Origin of the sequence: Thermosynechococcus sp. HY213, assembly GCF_031460975.1 — a bacterium.
Lineage (GTDB): Bacteria > Cyanobacteriota > Cyanobacteriia > Thermosynechococcales > Thermosynechococcaceae > Thermosynechococcus.
On sequence record NZ_JAVKVB010000001.1, the window covers coordinates 83086 to 105399 of the forward strand.

The following is a 22314-nucleotide window of genomic DNA, read 5'->3' on the forward strand; positions in this document are numbered from 1 at the left end:
CTTCATAAAGTGCATTGCCCAAGGAATGGCTCTCTCCTCTAGCGCATAAAACGGGGATATAGTCCGTAGGGAGCCGAACCATGGAAGATAGGGATGACTTGCGGCGTCGTCTTGAAAACTTAGAAGCCGCTGTGGCTGCCCTGCAGCGATCGCTCGAGATTCTGCAAAGAGCCATTCTCCGTGAAGACCTCTCCTCTTCTGGCGTCCCAGAACCCGCAACACCATCAACGCCACCTGAGGAACCGACGGCGATCGCTCCTGCCCCTGCGACTGAATTACAACCCCCAGCGTCTGAATCTCCAGCGGTGCCACCGTTACGCCCAGTGAGGCCTTCCCAAGCTGACTGGCTACAAAATTGGGAACTGTGGCTCAACCGTCTCGGCATCGGCCTGCTGCTGTTGGGGATTGGCTTCCTCTTTCGGTACGCCGTTGAATTGGGCTGGATTACCGATGCAGTTCTTGTGGCCATGGGCTTTGTCATTGGTACGGTGTTGATGGGGTTGGGCTGGCGGTTGCAGCAGCGAGCCATCTTTAGCCAGTTTTTGCAGGGGGGCGGTCTGGCGACCTATTACCTGACGATCTTTGCGGCCTATCAGTTTTTGACCGTCATGCCTTGGGGTGTGGCCTTTTCATTGATGGTGTTAGTGACCCTAGGGGCATTTTTCATCTCGTTGCGCCAAAATCGAGCCATTTTTGCGGTGATTGGCGTGGTTGGCGGCTTAGCAACCCCTTTGCTGCTCTACAACACAGAGATGAGTCGTCCCTTGGCCTTGGCCAGTTATACGTTTTTAATTCTCTTGGGCAGTTGGGCAATTTACGCAGTGAAGGGCTGGCGATCGCTCCTGCTGTCAGCTTTTTGGTTGGGATGGCTGATGTTAACGGTGTCTATTACTGCTCAACGGCTTGATCGGGTCGTGGCATTACAGATCATTCTGGCGTTGACTTGGCTGGGCTTTACGGTATTACCCCCTTGGTATCAGGGACGCGATCGCGACAGGGCAGGGGAGCTGTATCGCCCTCAGGAGACTTCCCCACCGCCCTATGGTCAGACGATCGCCCTCTTTAATCCGCTGATTGCTTTGGGCTTAAGTGCCTTCCTCTGGGATTGGTCGGCAACGCTAACGGGGCGGGTGTTTGTTGTTTTTGGGGTGCTCTACCTTGGCACCAGTCTGTTCTGGCGACACTTGCCGCAATCTTGGCGCTGGGTCTATAGCTTGACGGGACTGGTGCTCATTGCCCTTGGCATTGTTGTTCGTTACTACAGCAATCGCTTTATCCTCGCACCGCTGGCGATCGAGGGGCTGATTTTGCATTATTTGAGCCAACACTATGCCTCGCGCACCCTGCGGGTTATTGCCCATCTTTGGTGGGGACTGCTCGGCCTTGGTTTTGTTGGGCAACTGCTGTTTACTGCCGCCGATCGCCCCCCGCTGTTGAATCTGGCTTTTTTCTCCCATTTGGTGGTGCTTGGCGCCGCAGCAGTCAGTATCCGTTTTTTGCCCCCACCCACCCGCCCCCTCTACTGGATATTGAGCCATGGGGTGACGATGATCTGGATGCAGCACGAACTGGCGCCCTTTGGTACGGGGGCAGCCACCCTTGTCTGGGGACTCTTTGGCGTCGGACTGCTGATCTATGGGTTGCGACGGGACACCTCAGCGGTGCGCACGGTGGCTCTAATCACGCTGATCATTACTTTGGTGCGGCTTTTCTTCGTTGATCTCATCCATCTTGCGCCGGTGTGGCGAGTACTCCTGTTTATGGGGTTTGGTTTGATTTTTTTGCTGCTGAGCTATTTTTTCCGCGCCCTGTGGCGGCGATCGCCCGTGGAATCCTCTAGGATCAGTGAAGAAACCCCAACAAATGAGTCCGAAGAAACCCCATGACCCGCATTGCTGATCTGCGCCGTGATTACCGTCGTCAACGTCTCCTCGAAAGTGAGGCGGCTGAGGATGCGATCGAACAGTTTCGCCTCTGGTTTACGGATGCGGTCAACGCTGAATTACCGGAACCCAATGCGATGACGCTGGCCACCGTTGGCCTCGATGGCATGCCTGCTGCACGACTGGTCTTGCTCAAAGATGTGGACGATCGCGGGTTTGTCTTTTTTACGAACTATCGCAGTCGTAAAGGTCTAGAATTAGCCGCCCATCCCAAGGCTGCCCTTGTCTTTTGGTGGGCAGAGCTAGAACGGCAGGTGCGCATTGAAGGCACTGTTGAGCAAATTAGTGCAGCGGAGTCCGATGCCTACTTCCAGAGTCGTCCTTTGGGTAGCCGTTGGGGGGCATGGGCATCCCAGCAGAGTGAGGTTTTAGAATCCTACGCCGATTTGGAAGCCCGCCTTACGGAAGTGGAAGCCCGCTATGGCGAAAATGTCCCTCGGCCAGAGCATTGGGGGGGCTATCGTGTTCTACCGACCCTGATTGAATTTTGGCAAGGGCGACCCAATCGCCTCCACGATCGCCTGTGCTATCGGCGCCAAGGAGACCACTGGCAGCGGGTGCGCCTCTACCCCTAGGATAGGGATATCTTTAGAGATTGGCTGAGATGCCCATGATTGCCGGTGAACTTATCCCCGCAGAGGGAACCATTGAACTCAATGCTGGCCGGCCAACGGTGACGTTAACGGTGGCCAATACGGGCGATCGCCCAATTCAGGGGGGATCTCACTACCACTTTTACGAAGTCAATCCAGCCCTCCAATTTGATCGTGAACAGGCACGAGGAATGCGCTTAGATATTGCCGCTGGCACCGCCATTCGTTTTGAGCCGGGGGATGAGCGGGTGGTGCAACTGGTGGCCTTTGGTGGCAGTCGCCAAATCTATGGCTTTCGCGGCGAAGTCAACGGTGCGCTCTAGTCGGGATTCCAAGCATCCTGTAGATTAAACAGTATGGATGACAATGATTTTCCCCTTCTCGACACTTCAGAAGATGCACTAGCGGCGCTGCCGAGTGAGGAGAGCGATCGCCCCGATCCCGAAGCCATGTTGCCCCTGCTGACCTCCGCCGATGTGACGGAGCGGATGTTGGCGGCTCGCGCCTTTTGCGAATTGCAGGATGAACGCGCCACACCCTATCTCATCAATCTCCTGCAAGAACCCTGTCCCCTTGTCCGTGTCAGTGCCGCCTATGCCCTTGGCCGTAACCCCAGTTTGGCAGCGGTGGATGCCCTCATTCAGCAATTGGAGCGGGACTGGAATGGCTATGTCCGCAAAGGCATTGTTTGGGCGCTGGGTAACTGTGGCGTCCGCTTTCCCCTGCCAGAAATTTATCGGCGCACCCTTGATCCCTTGATTCGTGCCCTGCAAACGGATATTTCTGCCGTGCGTCTCTGGGCGGCGAGTTCCTTGGGTCAGGTGGCAGAAGCTAGTGAAGAGGCGGCGACGGTTGCCATTCCTGCCCTTGCCCTTGCCTTGGCTCAGGATGCAATTGCCGCTGTGCGCAGTAACTGTGCTTGGGCCTTAGGTCATGCCTGCCGCAAAATTCCCCTTGGGCCTCTTTACACCCAAGCGATTGATCAACTCATTGCCGCTCTCCAAGACAGTGATATGGGGGTTCAAGAAGATGCCAAGGCGGCTCTTTTTAAGTTAGGAGATGCCCGCGGCCTGCAAGCGATCGCAGACCTTCAAGTAGAAGCCTTTAGCTAGGAGAGGCCGACACGATGGCCGAACCATTGGTGGAATTACGCGGTGTCTGCAAAGCCTTTGGCCATCAGCAGGTGCTGAATGATGTGGATTTAGTCATCTATCCCGATGATGCCTTAGTGATTCTGGGGCCTTCGGGAACCGGTAAGTCAACCCTTTTGCGGATTATTGCTGGCTTAGTCGCTCCCGATAAAGGCGAAGTGTATGTTGCAGGAGAGCGCCGTCAAGGATTACGGCAAGAAGGTCTCTGTCGGATGCGGATGAGCATGGTCTTTCAGCAATCTGCCCTTTTTGACTCCCTCACGGTTGCTGAGAATGTCGGCTTTTACCTGTACCAGCATACGCGTTTGCCGGAGGCACGCATTCGCGAAATTGTCAGTGAAAAACTAGCGATGGTCGGCCTCGCTGGCATGGAAGACCTCTACCCAGCGCAGTTGTCTGGGGGGATGCGCAAGCGAGTCAGCTTTGCCCGCGCCATTGTGGATAATCCCGAAGATCCCAATGACAACCCCTACCTGCTGCTTTACGATGAGCCAACGGCAGGGCTAGATCCCATTGCCTCAACAGTGATTGAGGATTTGATTCGCGAATTACGGGAGAAGACGGGGCATGCCTACGTTGTCGTTACCCACCAAAACAGTACCATTGAGCGCACGGGCGATCGCCTGATTCTCCTCTATCAAGGGCGCATTTGCTGGCAGGGCACCCATGCCGAAGCCCGCACGACCGATAATCCCTACCTGCGGCAGTTTCTCAGCGGCGATGTCAATGGCCCCATTCGGATCATTGATCAAGTGGGTACCGCTGCTCTATAAGTTCTATAAATAACGTAATAAATCAAGGAATCAATAATCGTGGCTTTACACATCGCATGGCTTGGCAAAAAATCTCCCCCCTGCGGCAATGTCACCTATAGTCGTGAAATTACCAATGGGCTATTGGATCGCGGGTACCAAGTGAGCTTTCTGCATTTTGCCCAAGAGGATGAACAGGAAGCTGAGAACGAAGGGGAGATGCCAGATGTGACGCTCCCTTGCCTGTATAAATCGCAAGTCTATACCCTGCCCTCCCTGCGAGCCAACAAAGTTCTGGTTGAGTCCCTTAAAAAACTCAAACCCGATATTGTCCACGCCTCATTGACCCTCTCCCCCCTCGATTTCTTTCTGCCCGACATTTGTGAAGAGTTAAACATTCCCTTGGTTGCCACGTTTCATCCTGCCTACAGCGAAAAGTATCGTACCCTAACGACGGGCACCGCCTTGATGACTTACCAACTGTATGCCCCCTTTTTGGCTCGCTATGACCGCGTGATTGTCTTTTCCCAATCGCAAAAGGAACTACTGATTCGTCTTGGGGTTGGTGCTGAGACGCTGCGGGTGATTCCCAATGGCGTCGATACGCGCAAATATACACCGGGACCTTCTACGACCAAAGAGGACTTTAAGGCACGCTACCTCTATATCTATCAAGGCCGGATGGCTATTGAGAAGAATGTTGAAGCGCTGCTGCGCTCTTGGTGTGCAGCGGAAATGCCGGCGGATTGTAAGTTGCTAATGGTGGGTGGCGGTGCCCTGATGCCCTCCTTGATGGCCAATTATGGTCCAGATCAAAATATTCTCTGGCTTGGCTCGATCGTTAATGATCAAGAGCGGCTACAAATTTTACGCGGCTGTGATGTGTTCATTTTGCCCTCGCAAATTGAGGGGTTATCCCTGTCGCTCCTAGAGGCAATGGCCTGTGGCTTGGCCTGCTTGGCTACCGATGTGGGTGCCGATGGTGAAGTGCTCACTGGGGCAGGCATTGTCTTGAATCCCCAGTATGTGAAAACCCAGTTGCAAACGCTGCTGCCCATTTTTTATCAACACCCGGAAATGATTCGCCTCCTTGGGGACAAAGCCCGCAAACGGGTGCTGGAGCACTATAGCCTCAGTCACAACTTGGATCGCCTAGAGGCCTGCTACCAAGAACTAATGGCTTCGTATTCTTTGGCGCGCCCGGCGGCCAAGGTGAAAAGCTAGCTCCCTCTAGTCTGGCAAACGCTCAAAGCGAGCATTGAGACAACACCATTCGTGCCGTCGCCAGACACTGCCCAAGCTCCAGCCCTGCTGTTCCAGTTGCGCCGCTACGCGATCCGCTTGATCCAAAAGAATGCCACTAAAGATGCCCCAGCCCTTGGGTTTCACAATTGCTGGCAAGTGGGGCAGAATCTCGATAATCACGGGTGCCAAAATGTTGCAGACAAGGCCATCCACCAGTTCGAGGACTTGTTCCCAACTCCCTTGCTTGACAATCAACTGGTCGGCTCTGATGCCATTGAGTTCAGCATTGCGTTGAGTCGCAGTCACCGCCAGATCCGAGGTGTCCACGGCATAGGCTTTGTTTGCCCCTAGCAAGAGGCTGGCGATCGCCAGAATGCCGCTACCACAGCCAATATCAGCCATCACCGTGGGTGGCAGCGGCTCAAAGGTTTGATCCAATTGCATCTCTAGAGCCTCAAGGCAAAGCTGCGTGGTTTCATGGGTGCCGGTGCCAAAGGCCATGCCAGGATCCAGTTTGATCACCAAGCGGGTGTTGTCAAGGGGTGGGGTTTCCCAAGCCGGACAAATCAGCAGGCGATCGCCCACCGGTATTGGATGCCAATAGGCTTGCCAACTATGGGCCCAATCCTGTTCATTCACCAACTGCCAGTGGAGTTTTGGCGAGAGGTAGCCCTGCGCCACCACATCTTGCTCAATCCAAACCCCTAGGGCAGCAATGTCCAGTAGGGTCACCTGCTGCTGCGGCACATAGCCTTGGATCAACACCCGCCCCTGCTGTTGCTGGGTTGCCGTACCTTGACAGCCAAAGGATTGAAGGCGCCAATAGACCAGCTCTTCCGCCTCAGCTTGACAAGTGACGGTAATTTCCCACCAACGCTGTACCACAGCCGTGCCTACAGATTCACGATATAGGCATCACGAATACCGGGGACTTTCAAGATTTCCTCCAAGAGGCCTTCGGGTAGGGGATCGTCCAAGCTAATCACCATCACCGCGTTACCGCGTACCATCTTGCGTCCCACCTGCATACTGGCAATGTTGACATTAAAGCTCCCTAACTGGGTGCCAATTTTACCAATAATGCCTGGCATATCGCGGTGTAGCGTCAGCAACATATAACGGGTTGGCGCCACACTAATGGGAAAGTCATCAATACTGGTGATGCGCAATTCACTGTGAGCCAGCAAGGCACCAGACACCGAGCGGGTTTCCGAGGGGCTTTTAGCAATCAACGCTAGGGATCCCGCATAGTCACGCTGTGATTCATCGCGGGTTTCGACCACGCGAATTCCCCGTTCTTTAGCTTCTAACCCAGCATTCACGTAGTTCACCCGTTCCCGCAGCGCTGGTGAGAGTAGCCCCTTCAAAGCAGCAATCACAATCGGTTGACTGTCATTGGTGGCCAATTCCCCTTGCAAACGGACTTCCAGAGACTCGACCCGACCACCCGCCAATTGCCCCACAAGATTACCAAGAGTTTCCGCCAACTGCATGTAGGGCGCCAGTTTCTCAAGAACCTCCGGACGCAGACCCGGAATATTTACCGCCGATCGCGCCGGCAACCCTAGGAGCACATCGCGAATCTGCTCGGCAACATCAATGGCCACATTCACCTGTGCTTCTTCCGTGGAAGCCCCTAGGTGGGGAGTCAAGATGGCTTCCATCCCCAAGGCACGCAGCGGAGACTCCGCCTCAAGGGGTTCAGTTTCAAAGACATCGAGGGCAGCCCCCGCCAGCTTACCCGTCTTGAGCGCCTCCACAAGCGCTGCCTCATCAATAATGCCCCCCCGCGCACAGTTAATGATGCGGGCTGTGGGCTTCATCTTGGCAATGGTTTTGGCGTTAATCAGATGCTGCGTTTCTGGGGTCTTCGGCAAGTGCAGCGTAATAAAGTCGGATTCCGCAAAGAGAACATCCAACTCCACGAGGCGGCAGCCCAGTTGTTCGGCGCGTTCCGTAGATAGATAGGGATCGTAAGCAAGAAGCTTCATGCCCATAGCACGGGCAACGGTGGCCACGTGGGAGCCGATTTTTCCTAGGCCAATAATGCCCAAGGTTTTCTTATAAATCTCTACGCCCGTAAAGCGTTTGCGATCCCATTGACCTGCTTTCACCGCAGCATTCGCATCGGGAATATGACGGGCAAGGGAGAGCATCATCGCCAAGGTGTGCTCCGCAGCAGCAATGGTGTTGCCCTCTGGGGAGTTGACCACCATGATCCCTTTACGGGTGGCCGCAGGCACATCGATGTTATCTACACCAACCCCTGCCCGACCAATAATCTTCAGTTGGTTGGCGGCCTCAATGACCTCCTTTGTGACCTTGGTTCCCGATCGAATCATCAGGGCATCGTACTCGGGAATGATTTTGATCAGTTCTGCCTCTGAGAGGCCAAGTTTGACATCGACTTGTGCCACTTGGGCAAGTAAATCAAGCCCCACCTGTTCAATGGGATCGGAAACCAGAACTTTGGGCATAGGTAAACACTAGGTATAATGCCAGAACAGTTATGCTATCACATTTTATTTCGCTAAGGGTAGGGGTAGAATGCGTTTCAGCAAAACTCTTCCTAATAGGGGGGCGATCGTTCCTCCCTTCCTGTTTTTCTTGGTTGCGCTCAGATTAGAATGGCTCACCCAGAAAGAGTTGCGACAGCAGTAGAACCACACCCGCTGCTGCAGCAATCTCTACACCGGCTGCAACTGTGCGCGCCCACTGCTCATCATCCTCTTTTTCTTTGATGGCCAAGAGCAGGAAAAACTGATCTTCATCACTTAAATTTTGAACAAAGGATTCTGAAAGCATTTCCAAGGGTAGAGTTTTGAAATAGTCAATCTGACGACGAATGTAACTAGATTGCTCCTGTAATCGTCGTTCTTTTTTCTGCGCAGCAGCGGCCTTTGCTGCTTCAGTTTCCTTTTTAATCTCACAAATAATTTTATATTTTCGGGGACTCACTGTTTTTGTCAGCATTGCCCCCAAGGTTCCCCAAAAGCAGAAGAAAGCCCACAGGTATCCCAGAAAGCCCAAAAGACCGCCTACACTCCCTACCAATAGGCCAACCAACAAGAGAATCCCCCCCTGAATAACGTTGCCCCATTTGGTTGCTGGATCGACTGTATCCAAATCGTCAATCTTGAGGCCGTGGCAAGCTAGCTTTTGCCGCTGTTGTTGGTCAATAGCATTGATTGATTGCTGATACTGCCGTTGAATGGCCTGCCGCTCTGTCTCCAGTTTCCGAGCTACGGCTTCCATACGAGCGGGATCGAAAATGGAGCGGGCAGTTCTAACATCTGTTGCTGGTTGGGTAGGTGGGGGCGGGCGATCGCCCTGCTCCATGAGGTAGGCATAGGCTTCGTTGATTTGCTTGAAGTGCTCCTCGACGATTTGCCGCGCCTTTTTGGGGGTCTCAGGAGGCAGTTTATCAGGGTGGCACTCTTGGCAGAGGCGGCGATAGGCTGCTTTGATCTGCTCTTTGGAAGCACCCGGCTGCAAGCCAAGAATGTCGTAGTAGTCGGTCATGGCTCCTTAGGTATTTATTCAAGCTCAAAAGGTCAAGAAGATTTGAAAGGAAATAGTTGCAAACATCTTCCAGACTTATTCAAGTGTTTCAGAAACTCGAGGCGCGGATCTTTATTGACGCCAAAAATCGTAATAACTTGATAGTTCCCTAAGTCAGCCACCCAAACTGGCGAGGGTTTGCCAGTGGAACCACAGAGGTTTTTGTCGTAGTTACCATTCACCTTAAGGTTAGGGTCATGAAGAAGGGCAAGGCCGTAGGGCTTTTCTCCTTTGGAATCACCACTGCAAACGACGATACGGCAGTTTGCATCAATTGCTTCTGCCCATTGGTTGGTAGTAACAGTGCCAATGGATAATGGTTGAGTCGGGTTGATTGGGTGATTACTAAGCTGCCCTAAAGCTTCATAAAACCTTTGCAGTCGCTGTTGAAAAATTTCTTTGAATTCCTTGGCACTGCTGGGGAGTTTCCAAAAGGGATTATTGTTTTTAGGAATCAGATTAGAACCACGCCACCAGGGTGCTTGGTTACGGGTTTTACGAGAGTAGCAAGGGCGACGTGCCCCTTGACCAATGCCACCCAAGTGAAACATGAGCCACATCAAGTTGCTTGCCAGCTCTTTTAGCGTTTCTTTGTGGGCATCAGGAACTTCAGAAGAATAGTCTAATACCAGTGTCCCCTCTTCTTCTCCACAGGGATCGTTTTTACCTTGCTGATTAGGGCGTGCCTCAGGTTGGGTCACCCTCCCATTAATCACCCGTACCCGCAGGTAGCCATGTTTGGGTTGCGGCTGAATTGCGCCAAAAATCATTCCTTCAAGGCTTTGGACTTCTGCTGGGGGCAACACCCCCCGCGCAAAGGCACGAAACCAGTATCGCAGCAGGGACTTAAAGGCTGTAGCTCGCACCTCGGCCTCTGGTTGCCCGCGCATCTGCCACGCTTGATTTCTAACGTTCCATTGCCATGACGTAGACGTACACTTTTGGCAACCGTGGATGAGTTGGCCTTGAACGGTAAAATCCACACTAAAGAAGCCACGCCCCACCTGTTTTAGGGATTCGACTAAAATGCCGTAGCCTGCATTCACTTGCGAACCAATTCCTTGGGTCAGGCCGCGAATCAACCAGTTCTTGACCTGTTTAAGCATTTGAGGAGAGCAATGATTGGTAGGTTTAATACCAATAAGAAATGAAGCTTCTCGCAGGGAAAAGAACACGTTTGGGTTGGCAGCATACTTGAGGTTGCCATTATTCCATGACCAAAGGTTGTTGGCCATGTCCACTGCTAGTCCCCCGTTCTTTTGTTCAGGCAAGGGGTAGGCGTCGAGGAAAATAATTTTGCCAGCTTTTTCGCTAGAGTCCCTGCTGTCGAGATAACCAAAGTAACGCTGGCCGACGAGTTTGTCTGCTTCAGCCCAAGGTACACCTTCGTTTTGCATCACCTCCCGAATGGCTTGGGCACGAGCAACACCTCGTAAGGTACTGGAGGGAATATAGGGAATGCCTAGGTTATCAAAGGCAGGCAGAAGGATACTTTCAGGACCACGGTGGCCACCAACACGGATGCGCCATGGGCAGGTGACTGCAAAACAATTGTTTTTGCCGGCAATTTGGCGAGTGCGCTCTGTTAAGACCTGCAAACGTTGGCGATAGTCACCCTGCTCTGCCATTGTCATTAGTTCCACTTTCGTACCATCTTTGGCGGGGCTAGCGGGCGATCGCATCCAGCGCAGATACTCGACAAACCCTGCACTTCGATGGGGGGTGGGATTTGGATCAAGGGGATGTTCGAGCCATGGGGAAGGACGGGGTGGAGTGTTCCCGCCCTTTTGGGAACCACCACTATTGCCTCTGCCACCTTTACCACTACCGCTATTGCCAGCGTTTCCTGAGTTGGGACGCTGTGTTGCTTTATGCACTTGAGGTCGCTGTAATGCAGGGTTATTTGTCATGTTGTACTCCTCCTAGTCTGCATTGCCGATGTCAACGTAAAGGGCGGTTGTCCAGAAGCTAAATTCACGGGCAATTTGTAACCCTAAGCCGGTTAAGCCAAGGTAGGATTCTGTGTCAAGGTTCTTGAGGGTCTCCAAGCCTTTGTCATCCGCCAAATTCTGAACATGCGCTGTTTCTTCAAGGGCACGGAAAAAAGCTTTGACAACCTCTTTCTTCCCCTCTTGACTGAGAGCGGCTTCCTCCGCTTTTAGGCGCATCAGTCCCCAAGTGGCCAAGTAGGTGTAGAGTTCAACGGCTTGGCTTTTTTGCTCCCGCAGCCGAGTGTCGTCTTTTGTATCATTCCGCAGTTTACTCAAGGCTTCATAGACTGGCTGTGCCATTGTGCGTGGATCAAAGGCCATAGCTAACTCCCAAGGGTTACAAGTTGGACAAAGCCGCGACCAAGGCTTTCTTGACCACCAATTTGGAGAATTGGGTGGCTATCGAAAACATCCCGCAGATCGCTTTCCACTTTTTCTGCGGCGCCATTGAGTTGGGCAACCGTCCCCCACGGGAAGTACATCAATGTATCGGGGGGAATGGCTTCCTCGTAGCGAAAACCGCCTTCAACGGTTTTATGCTGATCGAGTTTCACCTTGACCTGTCGCCACAGGCTGGTTTCAATGAGGGTTTTGCAGTGCTGATCGGGTAGAACCAAGACCTGTTGAATTTGGGTTTGCTCGCGGATCGGAATCCACTCTTGCCATTCCTCCCAAGACTTGAGCTGATCGCCTTTGAGGATCGCGTCCTTGAGATAAACAGGTTTGCTGGTGTCTAAACTGGTGCTGTAGGCAGCGACTGTTCCTGAGGACTGACCAGTGAGGCGTTGCCAACGATGCAGCAGCATGGGGCAGCTAATCCAGATCACGCCATGGCTGAGGGAGGGAACCGGTACCCACAGGAGTGAACCATCGCCGACCCACACTTGCCCTTGGGTAAGGTTGGTGTTTTCGCCGCCCATGACATCTTCAATGGTGTTGCCCCAAAGGCGGTTGCGGTCTTTGTCGGGGGTACTGGCACGCAAGCGACCCCGAATCGTGCTGGAGGGAATGTAGGGCAACTCTGTGTGGGACTCCCGCGCAATGCCGAGAAGGTTGCCCTCTTGGGTGGTGCCACCCGTGTGGAGGGGGGAGAGAAGGTAGAGGTAGGCAAGGTTAAACATTGTTGATCATCCAGTCTCTTTGAGGTCAACGTGTATCGGTGCTCACCTAATTTATCCATTCGTATTCGGGTGGTTATGCAGTGCCCCAGAGCAATTGGCCGTAGTGAAGTTTTTCAAAGGTGGTGCGAGCTTTGGGGGCTACACCGCCGAGGAGTTGTTGGGGCTGGGGAGAGGGAGGCTGAGCAAAGCGATAGATAGTTCCCGGCCTAACATAGGCACGCTGTGCGGAATAGCCCAATTGGGGTTGCCCATTGCGACGGGTAAAGGTACTGAGACCACCGGCTAAAAGGGGGCGATCGCCCACCACACCAATCAGATGCTCTTGCCAATCATGGGGATACAGTCCATAAACGGGTGCGTCAGCCACCACGGGCGCCAAGCCGGGAGTCAGCACGTAGGCTAGGGTTTCTTGACCGGTGCCTTGAAACCGCTCTAGGTCTGCAAAGGGAGGTTTCTTTAGGGCATGCACCTGGGCCTGATGCCCCTCACCCCCAATGCGCACGACTCCCTCTCGATTGGCAACACTGATGCCGGCCACAAAGCCCCAGCCCGGATGCATCCGGTTGGCCACTTCCGTAAAGTAGCCGGCTTCGTCCTCCACATTGCGACTTTCGGTTTGCATTTTGATGTGGGGGAGGACTTGGGTTGACCACGGCAAATCATGGAAGTGCTCTTTGGCGTTGAGCTGATCCAGCTTTCCTTGGAGATAGAGGACAAGAGCATCCAAGCGCATCAGGGGAGCCGGTCGGCCTTGGGCTTGCTCATTCTCCCTGAGGGTCGGTTCCACAATAGGGCGTAACTTTCCCGGCAACGGATGGCGGACATCTTTCCAAGCAGGGTCGTCGGTGGCAGTGGGTTGAGTGCGGGCAAAGCCCTTGACTTTACTGAGGTCGGCACGATCATTGATGTCGACTTCCTCGTTGCTTTTGTTGCCAATGCACACCAAATCCTTGGGCGTGTCTACCCAGACTTGGTTTTTGGCATCAATGAGGAAAGGCCCAAGAAACTCCAGATTTTGCGCGTAGGAGTCACACAGAGAGCGTAAGGCTTGAAAGACCGTAATTGGCAGGGGCGGAAAGAGACTTTTTGCCCAAGAGCCTTCTCCCGGTTGAAAGGGTCGGGAGTCACGAAAAAGGAGGACATCTAGGGGATCTAGACGATACCAACTTAATTCAGTCATGATAATCAACCTCATGTGTCTTTCGTTATCCTTGAAGCAGAATAGTTTTGCCCAAATGAGTTTTAGAACTCTCTGCTTTCATCGATCGCCATCCTGATTACTCCTTGGGGGTACAAACCGTTTATCAATGAAGAAGGCCATGAGCCGCAACAGGTTGAGCAGGTCTTGCAGATCCGTTCCTAGCTGACCTTCATGCTGGAGTGCCCAGTCTTCCCATTGATTGCAACACCGACAAAGCTGCTCAATCAGTTCTGAAGGGATGTCTTTTTCGCGGCGATTGGCAATGCTAGCGATCGCCTTCTCAATGACCCGCTCTTTGCTCAACCAACAATGTTGGGGCAACTCTGTCACGAGTCGGTACAGCAGCGGACTCACCTCTTCATTTGCTTGCTCAAGTAGTCGGCCCCAGGTCTCTAGCAGTTCACCCTTCAACACTGCTTCGAGGACATTGCCAGACCCATAGAGCACCCGGAAACAGAGGCCATCTTTGCCGGGGAGTTTTTTCGCCCGTTCCTTTTCGGCTTGCCAGAGGTTTTCTAGAACCGTGGGCAGAGGAACACTCTTGTAGGCAATGACCACGCCCATACTCATTGTTGCCCCTTTGCCCATCGTAAACAGGCGACGCATGTCCAAGACCTTAGCCGCTGTCTTGCCCTGAACCGTTTGCCAGTAGTCGCCGTGGGGTTCAAATTCGCCGGCTGGATCCGTACCGCCACACCATGCTTGACGTAGGAGATGAATCGCCGAGAGGGCATCCTCTAGGGGCAAGACGGCCATGACATCATCGCCACCGCTATAGACCACACGGCCACAGTGACGTTGCTCCACTAAGTAGGGCACCAGACGATTCGAGAAATCTAGCAGGGCACGGTTGAGTCCCACATGGGTGGCAGGTCCCATGCGTTTGGGGGTCTGGTTGAGCAGTGTTTGCCACTCATCAGGGTTTTTGATGTAGCTCTTTCTTTGCTGAATGTCTTGAATAATGTTCGTAGCAACATACTCACGATACTTCTTCAGGTTGCGACCGCGGACGTAGTTGCCCATGCTGTCGCCATCGGCCAAGAGAATACACCACCAGTCAGCAGGGGAGCGATCGCCCCAACCCACTCGTTTTTGTGTCTGATTCACCGCCCTCCGAAGTTCGGCCAGCTCCTGTTTACTGTCAAGACCTAAGGCTTCTGCCAACCACTTGGCCGAGAACATGACACCGTTGTAATTCCCTAGCCCGGCATCTACTTGGGGAATCTGGGTTGGGCGGCAAGTGGTGCTGTTAAAGCGAGCGTGAGCGGCAGTAAATTCTTGCTTCAATTCTTGCCAATACCGCTTGACCTGATCGGGATACTTCACCATAAAGCGAGCGGCAGCGATACTGCTGGCATTGGGAAAGCGCACCAAGTTTTCATAGTCCTCCTCAGGGCACGCAACTCCCAAAGACTCAGCGACACCGCCATGTTTCCATGCCATTCGCTTGGTGACTTCAATCGCATTCAAGCGCTCACTGCCATTAAATAGCCCCGGAAAGGCTTGGCTCATCACATACCAAAACAGGCGCAGGGAACTCGCCGGCAGGCCATGCCCCTCGCGAAAAGGATCACGGTACAGCAAATTCGGGTGCAGGGCACTGTAGGCTCCAGAAATCGAGGAGCGCTCACCCGGCGAAGCGGGAAACTGCCAGTTGCGAGTGTTTTTGACAGCGGAGAGGGCTGACCCAAGGCGCTGTTGCAGCAATGGCCACCATGTACCCACGTTAATCGTGGCATACACCTTTTCCTCAACCTGAGTGGGCAGGGGATCCTCGGCTTTTGCTAACGTGGTTTGGGCGGTTTTCCAAGTTGGGTAGGTAGATGCTCCACGCTGGCAGGTTAGAGGTTGGGTTGGCTCCCCAAGGGGCAAAGCGATCCAGTAGCTTTCCCAAAAGTTTTCCAGTTGGGCTTGCCAAAGGGCATTCCACTCCCAGCGTCCTCCCTGCTGCCAACTGAGAAACTCTTTCTTTAACTCCTCTTGTTCTGCTGCAGGAAACTGTGTATCAATCCACGCTTCAATGTGAGCAATCCAGTGACAATCTTCATAGCCACTCCGTACCTTGGTTTTGATGGCTTGGCGCACATTTTTGCCAAGGTTGAGCCATGTTTCCCGCAAATGGTCTTGAAGCTCTTTGCCAATCGTGTCTTTGTCTTGTTCAGGAATGAGTGCTGTAATCACGTTGGGAAAACCCGCTGTCACCAAGCTGGAGGACGGCTGCCCTTGTGCCTCAACTGGTTTGGGGATACCAAATTCCGCAAAGTAGGGTTCAAAGTCTGGGTATTTTTGCAGCAGAAAGGCATCAATGATCGTTTGGTTGTAGAGATTGGGGGTAATCACAACATCAGGGCCATAGCGTTCAGCAAGGAACCAGCAGGCCTTGGCACTTAGGTAGTGGAGTAGATAGGAACCTGACCAAAAGTCCAGCAGCTTGCGTGAGGATTTAATGAATTCCTGCACGGGGGAAAAGGAAAACATCAACAGCCATGGGTGCTGCGGTTTATCCCCATTGCTGGCGTTTCGGGGAAAGAGGGTACCGGCAAGGGCAGCGGTAATCGAGGTGTGGGCTTCGAGGGGGCAGTCGGGAATGCGCGTGTCTGAGGGTAACAGCAAGACATCTTTGGCATAGACCGCTTGATCTTTGATGCGGCGATCGCCAGCAATGGCTTCGCCATAAAATCGCCAAAACCACCAGAAGACCTTTTCAGCATCGGTTTCTTGGCGAATCTTGCTCCAGATGGACTGCGCCTCAATTTCAGCTAAATTCTCATCGCTGAGACTCGCTGCAAAGGCAAAGTTCAAATCACTTTTGGCACCAGTAATCGGGTGACGAATTTCCACTTGGGTGATATTTGCAGTGGTTGTTGGGGGGGTGCTCATGCCGCGCTGAAAGCTCAGGCGATCGCTGGCCGAGGCAATATGGTCTGCGGTAATACCGCCGTGATGCTTCCACCAATTTTCCAAATCCTGGGCATGTTGATTCAGGCAAGACACCTGTTGCCATGGGCCTTTGAGAGCTTTGTTGCCGTACAACGCCTTGAGGTAGGGGTCGTGGAGGAGGGCAAAGAGTTTGCGTTCGTAGTACATGGATGGCCTTCCTAGAACAATTGACTCCACTGCGAATCGGCGACCGTGCGCCTTGGGCGATCGCAGCTAATGTTTTATCCAGTGTCGTGAGTTGGGATATGCAGTGGAAGCAAAATAAAAATTCTTTTGTAATATTTAACAGTTTTTTCTACTAGCTATAAGAATTGAAACATTTGGGTCTTGCTTCCGAGAGATCTGCCAAGTTGCCTCCAACCCTGATGCTTTCGTTGAATCCCTTAGCGTTTCTCAGGAAGCGGGTTTGAGCATTTTCTAGTATTTCAGGTGAAAATGACAATCCCTACCTAGGGGCGGAGCATTCAGAAGCTCCCCACTGGCCTCAAACCCTGATTTTAAGGGGACTCACTGCAAACTAACCTAGAAGCGATCGCCCGCCTCAAGAACTTTTTCAAGTTCGTCTGCCACCTCAAGAACCACGCGGATACTGGTGTAAAGGGCTTCGGGGTCACAGTCAGCAGCAACCTTCGTACAAAATACAGCGATATACCTATTGTCAGCAAGGGGACGCAACTCCCAAGCGCCAATTTTCTTATTGGCATTTTCAATTAACAGATAATTGGCTATCTCTTGGTCAAGAAAGCCCTCGCAACTGTAGCCCACAGACCAGACATCCCGAATTTCATAGCTTCCCAGCTGCTGGGTTTTGGAGTCAATAAAGGCCTGTTGCGTTCGACCGTTGGATAGCTCAAAGACAACGCGGTAATCACCATCCTCATCCACTTGATAGCGGATTCCCAGGCGATCCAAAACGCGACTGACACGGACATCTGCTTCGACTCGCCGCTGACCAAACATCTTGAGATTCTCACTATAGGGGTGATTTGTGTCATTGATAATACAGGTTAACTGATCAGGTTTTGATCGCCACAGGGAGGGTTTTACGAATGTTCATATGTGCGGCAGGGACGCGGGCATGGTATTGTGGCTAAGTAGCTCAAAATTCCCACTTTCTGCGAGGGGGCTCGCTGATCCAAGTTAGCCAAAGGGATGCCATGTTGTCAAAGGGCTTTGAGGTTGAACTCTACACGGGTAAGCCCACGGGCGAGATTGTGGGACTGTCGGATCGCATTGTGAGGGACTTACCGGGGTTTGTGCGTGAACCCGATAGCCGCAATGTTGAATTTACAACCCCGCCGGTCTTTCTATATGACCAAGCCCTCTGTGACTTGCTGCGCCCCCGCTTTCGGCTGCGCGCTTATTTGCAATCCCTAGGGGATTTAACGCTGGTTCCCGGTAGCACCCTGAGTCTAGGGGACAGTCAACGCTTTTATCGCTCTGACCCCCAGAATCCCTATCACACCTACATCGAGCAAACCTATGGCACAAGGGTTGTCACCGCCAGTGTCCACATCAACATTGGCCTGCGGGATCCAGAAGAGTTGATCCGTGCCTGTCGGCTAGTGCGGCTGGAGGCGTCCCTGTTTCTGGCGCTCAGTGCTGCGTCGCCGTTTCTTGATGGCAAGGTAACGGGCTATCACTCCACCCGTTGGGCAATCTTTCCGAAGACCCCACCGCAAGTGCCCCTATTTACTAGCCATGCCCACTTCATTGAGTGGACAGAGCAGCAACTCCAACGCGGCACGATGCAAAATGTGCGGCACTTGTGGAGTGCTGTGCGCCCCAATGGCAATCGCCGACCCTATGATCTCAACCGCCTTGAACTGCGAATTTGTGATCTAGTTACGGATGCCATTTCCCTACTGGCGATGACCGCTCTTCTAGAGGCGCGGCTCCTGCAATTGCTGGATACCCCTGATCTTGACCCCCTGCGGTGGGGGGATGGCGAGATGTTGGCACAACTAGCCGATGAAAACGAGCAGATTGCTGCAAAAAACAGCCTAGAGGCCGTGCTGACCCACTGGCGCGATCGCCGGCAACTAACGGCAGCCGCTTGGGTAGCCGAACTCTACGAAGAGGTTTGGCCGATCGCCAAGGCACAGGGCTTTAGCTGCTTTCTGGCACCGATTAAGAAAATCCTGCGACAGGGAAACACCGCCCAGCAATGGCTGGCTCACTATGCAGCGGGGCAATCGATCCCTGAGATTATGGCCACCGCCGTACAGGAAATGGCCGCTACGGAACAGGAATTTGCCGATCAACTCTGTCAACCAGTGGCGGCAGTGCGGGGCTAGGCATGGCGCATTTGTTCATTAGCACCGGTGAAGTCTCTGGGGATTTGCAGGGCGCCCTGTTGGTCAAGGCACTCTATCGCCTCGCAGCAGAGCGGGGGATTCCCTTAGAAATTTCTGCCCTTGGGGGCGATCGCATGGCCGCTGCGGGGGCAAAGCTACTCTTTAATACCGGAGGAATTGGCTCCGTGGGGCTACTAGAAGCCCTGCCATTGATCAAGCCAACGATCGCGCTCCAACTCAAGGCTCGCCGCTATTTACGGCAGCATCCCCCTGATTTAGTGGTTTTAATTGACTACATTGGTGGCAATGTCGCCATGGGGCGGTTTATCCGCAAACATTTTTCTATTCCCATGGTTTACTACATCGCTCCCCAAGAGTGGGTCTGGTCTCATAGTTTGAAGGCCACTCGGCAAATTGTTGCCCTCAGCGATCGCCTGATTGCCATTTTTCCAGAAGAAGCCACCTATTACCGCCGTCATGGTGCCAATGTGGTCTGGGTGGGGCATCCCCTCTTGGATCGCATTGCTGCGGCTCCCAGTCGCGAAGTGGCACGCCAAAGTTTGGGCATTGCTGCCGATGAGCTGGCGATCGCCCTGTTGCCCTTGTCCCGCAAACAGGAAATCAAGTCCCTCTTGCCTCTAATTTTGGGGGCTGCCACAAATATCGCCAAAGCCTATCCCCATGCCCGCTTTTGGTTACCCCTTTCGCTGCGGCAGTATCGCCCAGCCATTGAAGCAGTTCTCAAGGAATATCCCATTCGCGTCACATTGGCGGAAGACTCCCTGCAAGTTCTAGCGGCCGCAGATCTGGCGATCGCTAAATCCGGCACGGTGAATTTAGAAACCGCGCTGTTGAATGTGCCTCAAGTCGTGATCTACCGCGTTCATCCCCTCAGTTTGTGGCTTTATCGGCGTTTCCTGAAGTTTGACCTCAAATTTGTCTCTCCCCCCAATTTACTCGTGAATAGAGACATCGTTCCCGAACTCCTGCAGGAACGAGCCACCGTTGCCAACATTACCGCTGCTGCCCTTGCGCTATTGGATCATCCTGAAAAACGCCTAGCCATGCAGGCAGGCTATGCCAAAATGCGAGCTGCGATGGGCACCCCCGGCGTGGTCGATCGCGCCGCCACCGAGATTCTTGATCTGCTGAGCAACAAAAAAGTGCAGGATCCGCTGTCCCGCACTTAGGGAAGTCATGAACTCCTTTAGAGCGTTGCCAAGTTTAATGGGTTACTGCTGGGGTTTCATGGGGCGATTGCCCGGCCGCCGCTGCTGCATTTGAGTGGCCAAGGCTTGTCGTTGCTGGGGTGTGAGAATGCTGCGCATCGCTAGCATGCTTTCAAAGCGCAGGGAAGCCAGTTGATTTTCCAGTTGACGCACTTGCTGATACTTGCTGCGGATTTGCTCCTCCGAGGCATTGCCACTCATCATTTGCCGCAGTTCTGTCTTGGCAGTGCGCAGTTGGTTGCGGGTTTGCTCCATTTGGCCTTGGTATTGTTGCTGCACGGCTTGTAAACGTTGCCGCTGTTCAGGTGTGAGGTTTAGGTTGTCCAGATTGGCTCCCCAGCGAGGTCCGCCATAACCGGGGTCAGCGACGCTCGGGGGAGCGATCGCCAGTAGGGGGCTGAGGCTACCACATATAAGAAGCGTGGCTAAAGATTTTTTCAACATAGCTGTGTTCTCCTTTGTCAAAACTTAACTTGTCAAAACTCAACAAAGAGTAAAAGTAGGGTGGACAGAATTTAGTCGAAGATGGCGGGTTCTGCGTCTTGAAACATTGCTTGCCAATTGGTGGTGATGAAGATAGCCACTGCATCCGGGGACGTCTGCTTTGCCACTTGAGTTGAGGGTTTGAGGAACCACACACTGGTGGCGGTGGCGATCACCCCAGCCCCCAAAAGAGACACGATTTGCCAGCGTCGCTTACTCAGTTGATGTTGATGCAGAGCCGCTTGGACAATGCGCTGCTCCAAATGGGGGTGGGGGGGCGGGGGCGTCCCCGCATAGGTTTGTAAAAATTTAACCAAGGGTGTATCCTCCACAGGTGGGGGTTCACGTTTCATAAAGTGATTCCAGCCTCCGTAAAGTAAGTCCGCAATGTGCCTCGGGCACGAAAGAGGCGGGATTTCACTGTACCCACGGGAATCCGCAGAATTTCAGCAATTTCTTTTTGGGGCAAGCCCTGCAGATCATGCAGGACCAAAACACTGCGGTACTCCAAGGGCAGGGTGGCTAAACCGCGCTGAACTAAATCTTCGTAATGCAATTGTCGTAGATCCAGTCCAGGAGTGAGTGGCTCACTTTGAGACAGGTATTGCTGATGTCGCGATTTGCGCGTTGCCAGTTGGCGGCGATAGTCGCAAGCCACATTCCAGGCAATCCGATAGAGCCATGTTGAAAACTTTGCCTCATGTTTGAGACCCTTTAGCCCCTTCCATGCCCGCAAGAAAACCTCCTGCACTAAATCATCAAGGGCAACCGCACCGCACAACTGAAACAGGAGCGATCGCACCCGTTGCTGATGCCGTTGATAGAGTTCCCGAAACCCATTTGGATGTCCGGAAAGGCACTGCTCAATAATCCGCCGATCGGGATCGATCACTTGGGGTCGGGTCACGATAGCCGTTGATGCCGTTGCCGCTGATAGGGGTAAAGATACACTCATGCGAGGTATCACTCCATTAACGTAATTATCTATTTAGACGGGGCATCGAAAAGAGCGGTTCAAGACCCTTGGCACCACGGTTCGCTAGAATTTGGTAAACAATTGCGGCTACTGGCTGGACTATACTAAACGTCGGATGCTCTGACAGGGAACTGATCGTGAATATCGCTGAAATTTTTAACCGTGGTGGCTTGGCCATGTGGCCACTACTGATTCTCTCGATCTTGACCTTAGGCACCATTTTTGAGCGGCTTTGGTTTTGGAGCATTGTTCTCCGAGGAGAGACGAAACTGGCCGAGCAGATTCTGGATGCCGCTCGCCACGATTGGCAAGAAGCCATTGAATTAGCAGCCAATGCCTGTGACCAACCGATTGGTCGCTTCCTCTATACCCCTTTACAACTGATTGACACCAACCCAGAAATCTTTCGCCTAGCCCTAGAAGCTGCGGCTGATGAGGAGCTGAGTGCCATGCGGCGGGGAGAAAAGGTCTTGGAAGCAACGATTACGATGGCACCTCTACTGGGTTTGTTGGGAACGGTGTTAGGTCTGATTAGTGCCCTCAGTTCTATTCGCTTGGGGGATATTGGCACACCTGCAACCATGGGCGTGGGTCTCGGGATTAGTGAGGCCTTGATTAGTACCGCCTCTGGCCTGGTGGTGGCAATCATTGCCCTTGCCTTTCAGCGGCTCTTTCAAGCGTTTCTCTTGCAGCAGGCACAAATTTTTCGCCGCACCGGCAATGAATTAGAACTCACCTATCGCCAAGCATGGCTAGAGCAGCGGATCAAAGGGGAACCTGAAAAAACATTGTTCTAACTCAAGCTATTTTTGCCCCTTTGACAGTTCTGAA

21 protein-coding genes are annotated in these 22314 nt (G+C 53.1%); 9 read left to right on the forward strand and 12 right to left on the reverse strand.

Annotated features, from left to right (window positions below; all coding sequences use genetic code 11):
- Positions 1–80 precede the first annotated feature (80 nt).
- Genes RHK62_RS00420 through RHK62_RS00445 form a run of 6 tightly spaced genes read left to right on the forward strand, consistent with a single transcriptional unit; the run spans position 81 to position 5663 of the window.
- Complete coding sequence (locus RHK62_RS00420) at positions 81–1886, forward strand: DUF2339 domain-containing protein (protein WP_310453076.1); 1806 nt, start codon at positions 81–83, stop codon at positions 1884–1886.
- Positions 1883–2518 (forward strand): pyridoxamine 5'-phosphate oxidase, encoded by a 636-nt coding sequence (gene pdxH, locus RHK62_RS00425; protein ID WP_310453077.1) that lies wholly within the window; start codon positions 1883–1885, stop codon positions 2516–2518. Before RHK62_RS00420 ends, pdxH begins: the two co-directional genes overlap by 4 nt.
- A gap of 35 nt (positions 2519–2553) precedes the next feature.
- Entirely contained in the window at positions 2554–2859 is a 306-nt protein-coding gene (locus RHK62_RS00430) for an urease subunit beta (RefSeq protein ID WP_206201553.1), read from the forward strand.
- A gap of 33 nt (positions 2860–2892) precedes the next feature.
- Positions 2893–3648 (forward strand): HEAT repeat domain-containing protein, encoded by a 756-nt coding sequence (locus tag RHK62_RS00435; protein ID WP_206200591.1) that lies wholly within the window; start codon positions 2893–2895, stop codon positions 3646–3648.
- A gap of 14 nt (positions 3649–3662) precedes the next feature.
- The gene (locus tag RHK62_RS00440; RefSeq protein ID WP_302676954.1) at positions 3663–4460 is read left to right on the forward strand and encodes an ABC transporter ATP-binding protein; all 798 of its coding nucleotides are present in this window, start codon (positions 3663–3665) and stop codon (positions 4458–4460) included.
- 39 nt (positions 4461–4499) lie between these two features.
- A complete protein-coding gene (locus tag RHK62_RS00445) occupies positions 4500–5663 on the forward strand; it encodes a glycosyltransferase family 4 protein (protein WP_302678555.1) in 1164 nt (387 codons plus the stop codon).
- A 6-nt stretch (positions 5664–5669) separates the two neighbouring features.
- On the opposite strand, the gene prmA is transcribed toward RHK62_RS00445, so the two are convergent.
- From prmA to RHK62_RS00490, 9 genes are all read right to left on the reverse strand, one after another.
- A complete protein-coding gene (gene prmA, locus RHK62_RS00450) occupies positions 5670–6569 on the reverse strand; it encodes a 50S ribosomal protein L11 methyltransferase (protein WP_206200594.1) in 900 nt (299 codons plus the stop codon).
- Positions 6570–6577: 8 nt separating this feature from the next.
- Positions 6578–8161, reverse strand: a complete 1584-nt coding sequence (gene serA, locus RHK62_RS00455) for a phosphoglycerate dehydrogenase (RefSeq protein ID WP_206200595.1) — start codon at positions 8159–8161, stop codon at positions 6578–6580.
- Between the two features lie 145 nt (positions 8162–8306).
- Positions 8307–9206 (reverse strand): J domain-containing protein, encoded by a 900-nt coding sequence (locus RHK62_RS00460; protein WP_206200596.1) that lies wholly within the window; start codon positions 9204–9206, stop codon positions 8307–8309.
- A 32-nt stretch (positions 9207–9238) separates the two neighbouring features.
- Positions 9239–11155 carry an RAMP superfamily CRISPR-associated protein gene (locus RHK62_RS00465; RefSeq protein ID WP_310453078.1) on the reverse strand — a complete coding sequence of 639 codons (1917 nt, stop codon included), beginning with the start codon at positions 11153–11155 and terminating at the stop codon, positions 9239–9241.
- Between the two features lie 12 nt (positions 11156–11167).
- Positions 11168–11557: a hypothetical protein gene (locus RHK62_RS00470; RefSeq protein WP_206200598.1), complete on the reverse strand. Its 390-nt coding sequence runs from the start codon at positions 11555–11557 to the stop codon at positions 11168–11170.
- 2 nt (positions 11558–11559) lie between these two features.
- The gene (gene cmr4 / locus RHK62_RS00475) at positions 11560–12357 is read right to left on the reverse strand and encodes a type III-B CRISPR module RAMP protein Cmr4 (protein ID WP_310437808.1); all 798 of its coding nucleotides are present in this window, start codon (positions 12355–12357) and stop codon (positions 11560–11562) included.
- A gap of 73 nt (positions 12358–12430) precedes the next feature.
- A complete protein-coding gene (locus tag RHK62_RS00480) occupies positions 12431–13537 on the reverse strand; it encodes a type III-B CRISPR module-associated Cmr3 family protein (RefSeq protein WP_310453079.1) in 1107 nt (368 codons plus the stop codon).
- A gap of 78 nt (positions 13538–13615) precedes the next feature.
- Positions 13616–16645, reverse strand: coding sequence for a type III-B CRISPR-associated protein Cas10/Cmr2 (gene cas10 / locus RHK62_RS00485; protein WP_310453080.1), 3030 nt, complete (start codon positions 16643–16645; stop codon positions 13616–13618).
- 375 nt (positions 16646–17020) lie between these two features.
- A complete protein-coding gene (locus RHK62_RS00490) occupies positions 17021–17458 on the reverse strand; it encodes a hypothetical protein (protein WP_206200602.1) in 438 nt (145 codons plus the stop codon).
- Positions 17459–17655: 197 nt separating this feature from the next.
- On the opposite strand from RHK62_RS00490, the gene gshA reads away from it, so the two are divergent.
- Together gshA and lpxB are read left to right on the forward strand one after the other, a co-directional pair.
- Positions 17656–18795 (forward strand): glutamate--cysteine ligase, encoded by a 1140-nt coding sequence (gene gshA, locus RHK62_RS00495; protein WP_310453081.1) that lies wholly within the window; start codon positions 17656–17658, stop codon positions 18793–18795.
- 2 nt (positions 18796–18797) lie between these two features.
- The gene (lpxB, locus tag RHK62_RS00500) at positions 18798–19985 is read left to right on the forward strand and encodes a lipid-A-disaccharide synthase (protein ID WP_310453082.1); all 1188 of its coding nucleotides are present in this window, start codon (positions 18798–18800) and stop codon (positions 19983–19985) included.
- A 42-nt stretch (positions 19986–20027) separates the two neighbouring features.
- Here lpxB and RHK62_RS00505 read toward each other — a convergent pair whose 3' ends face one another.
- From RHK62_RS00505 to RHK62_RS00515, 3 genes are all read right to left on the reverse strand, one after another.
- Positions 20028–20468, reverse strand: a complete 441-nt coding sequence (locus RHK62_RS00505) for a Spy/CpxP family protein refolding chaperone (RefSeq protein ID WP_302678562.1) — start codon at positions 20466–20468, stop codon at positions 20028–20030.
- A gap of 71 nt (positions 20469–20539) precedes the next feature.
- The gene (locus RHK62_RS00510) at positions 20540–20860 is read right to left on the reverse strand and encodes a hypothetical protein (RefSeq protein WP_206200606.1); all 321 of its coding nucleotides are present in this window, start codon (positions 20858–20860) and stop codon (positions 20540–20542) included.
- The gene (locus tag RHK62_RS00515) at positions 20857–21462 is read right to left on the reverse strand and encodes a sigma-70 family RNA polymerase sigma factor (RefSeq protein WP_149817174.1); all 606 of its coding nucleotides are present in this window, start codon (positions 21460–21462) and stop codon (positions 20857–20859) included. The genes RHK62_RS00510 and RHK62_RS00515 overlap by 4 nt, the downstream gene beginning before the upstream one ends.
- A 158-nt stretch (positions 21463–21620) precedes the next feature.
- Here RHK62_RS00515 and RHK62_RS00520 point away from each other — a divergent pair, with 158 nt between their 5' ends.
- Positions 21621–22280, forward strand: a complete 660-nt coding sequence (locus RHK62_RS00520; RefSeq protein WP_206200607.1) for a MotA/TolQ/ExbB proton channel family protein — start codon at positions 21621–21623, stop codon at positions 22278–22280.
- The last annotated feature ends 34 nt before the right edge of the window (positions 22281–22314 follow it).

Coding starts and splice junctions, on each gene's coding strand:
- RHK62_RS00420 (WP_310453076.1), top strand. CDS start 81: ATGGAAGATAGGGATGACTTGCGGCGTCGTCTTGAAAACTTAGAAGCC.
- pdxH (WP_310453077.1), top strand. CDS start 1,883: ATGACCCGCATTGCTGATCTGCGCCGTGATTACCGTCGTCAACGTCTC.
- RHK62_RS00430 (WP_206201553.1), top strand. CDS start 2,554: ATGATTGCCGGTGAACTTATCCCCGCAGAGGGAACCATTGAACTCAAT.
- RHK62_RS00435 (WP_206200591.1), top strand. CDS start 2,893: ATGGATGACAATGATTTTCCCCTTCTCGACACTTCAGAAGATGCACTA.
- RHK62_RS00440 (WP_302676954.1), top strand. CDS start 3,663: ATGGCCGAACCATTGGTGGAATTACGCGGTGTCTGCAAAGCCTTTGGC.
- serA (WP_206200595.1), bottom strand. CDS start 8,161: ATGCCCAAAGTTCTGGTTTCCGATCCCATTGAACAGGTGGGGCTTGAT.
- RHK62_RS00460 (WP_206200596.1), bottom strand. CDS start 9,206: ATGACCGACTACTACGACATTCTTGGCTTGCAGCCGGGTGCTTCCAAA.
- RHK62_RS00465 (WP_310453078.1), bottom strand. CDS start 11,155: ATGACAAATAACCCTGCATTACAGCGACCTCAAGTGCATAAAGCAACA.
- RHK62_RS00470 (WP_206200598.1), bottom strand. CDS start 11,557: ATGGCCTTTGATCCACGCACAATGGCACAGCCAGTCTATGAAGCCTTG.
- cmr4 (WP_310437808.1), bottom strand. CDS start 12,357: ATGTTTAACCTTGCCTACCTCTACCTTCTCTCCCCCCTCCACACGGGT.
- RHK62_RS00480 (WP_310453079.1), bottom strand. CDS start 13,537: ATGACTGAATTAAGTTGGTATCGTCTAGATCCCCTAGATGTCCTCCTT.
- cas10 (WP_310453080.1), bottom strand. CDS start 16,645: ATGTACTACGAACGCAAACTCTTTGCCCTCCTCCACGACCCCTACCTC.
- RHK62_RS00490 (WP_206200602.1), bottom strand. CDS start 17,458: ATGTTTGGTCAGCGGCGAGTCGAAGCAGATGTCCGTGTCAGTCGCGTT.
- gshA (WP_310453081.1), top strand. CDS start 17,656: ATGTTGTCAAAGGGCTTTGAGGTTGAACTCTACACGGGTAAGCCCACG.
- lpxB (WP_310453082.1), top strand. CDS start 18,798: ATGGCGCATTTGTTCATTAGCACCGGTGAAGTCTCTGGGGATTTGCAG.
- RHK62_RS00505 (WP_302678562.1), bottom strand. CDS start 20,468: ATGTTGAAAAAATCTTTAGCCACGCTTCTTATATGTGGTAGCCTCAGC.
- RHK62_RS00510 (WP_206200606.1), bottom strand. CDS start 20,860: ATGAAACGTGAACCCCCACCTGTGGAGGATACACCCTTGGTTAAATTT.
- RHK62_RS00515 (WP_149817174.1), bottom strand. CDS start 21,462: ATGAGTGTATCTTTACCCCTATCAGCGGCAACGGCATCAACGGCTATC.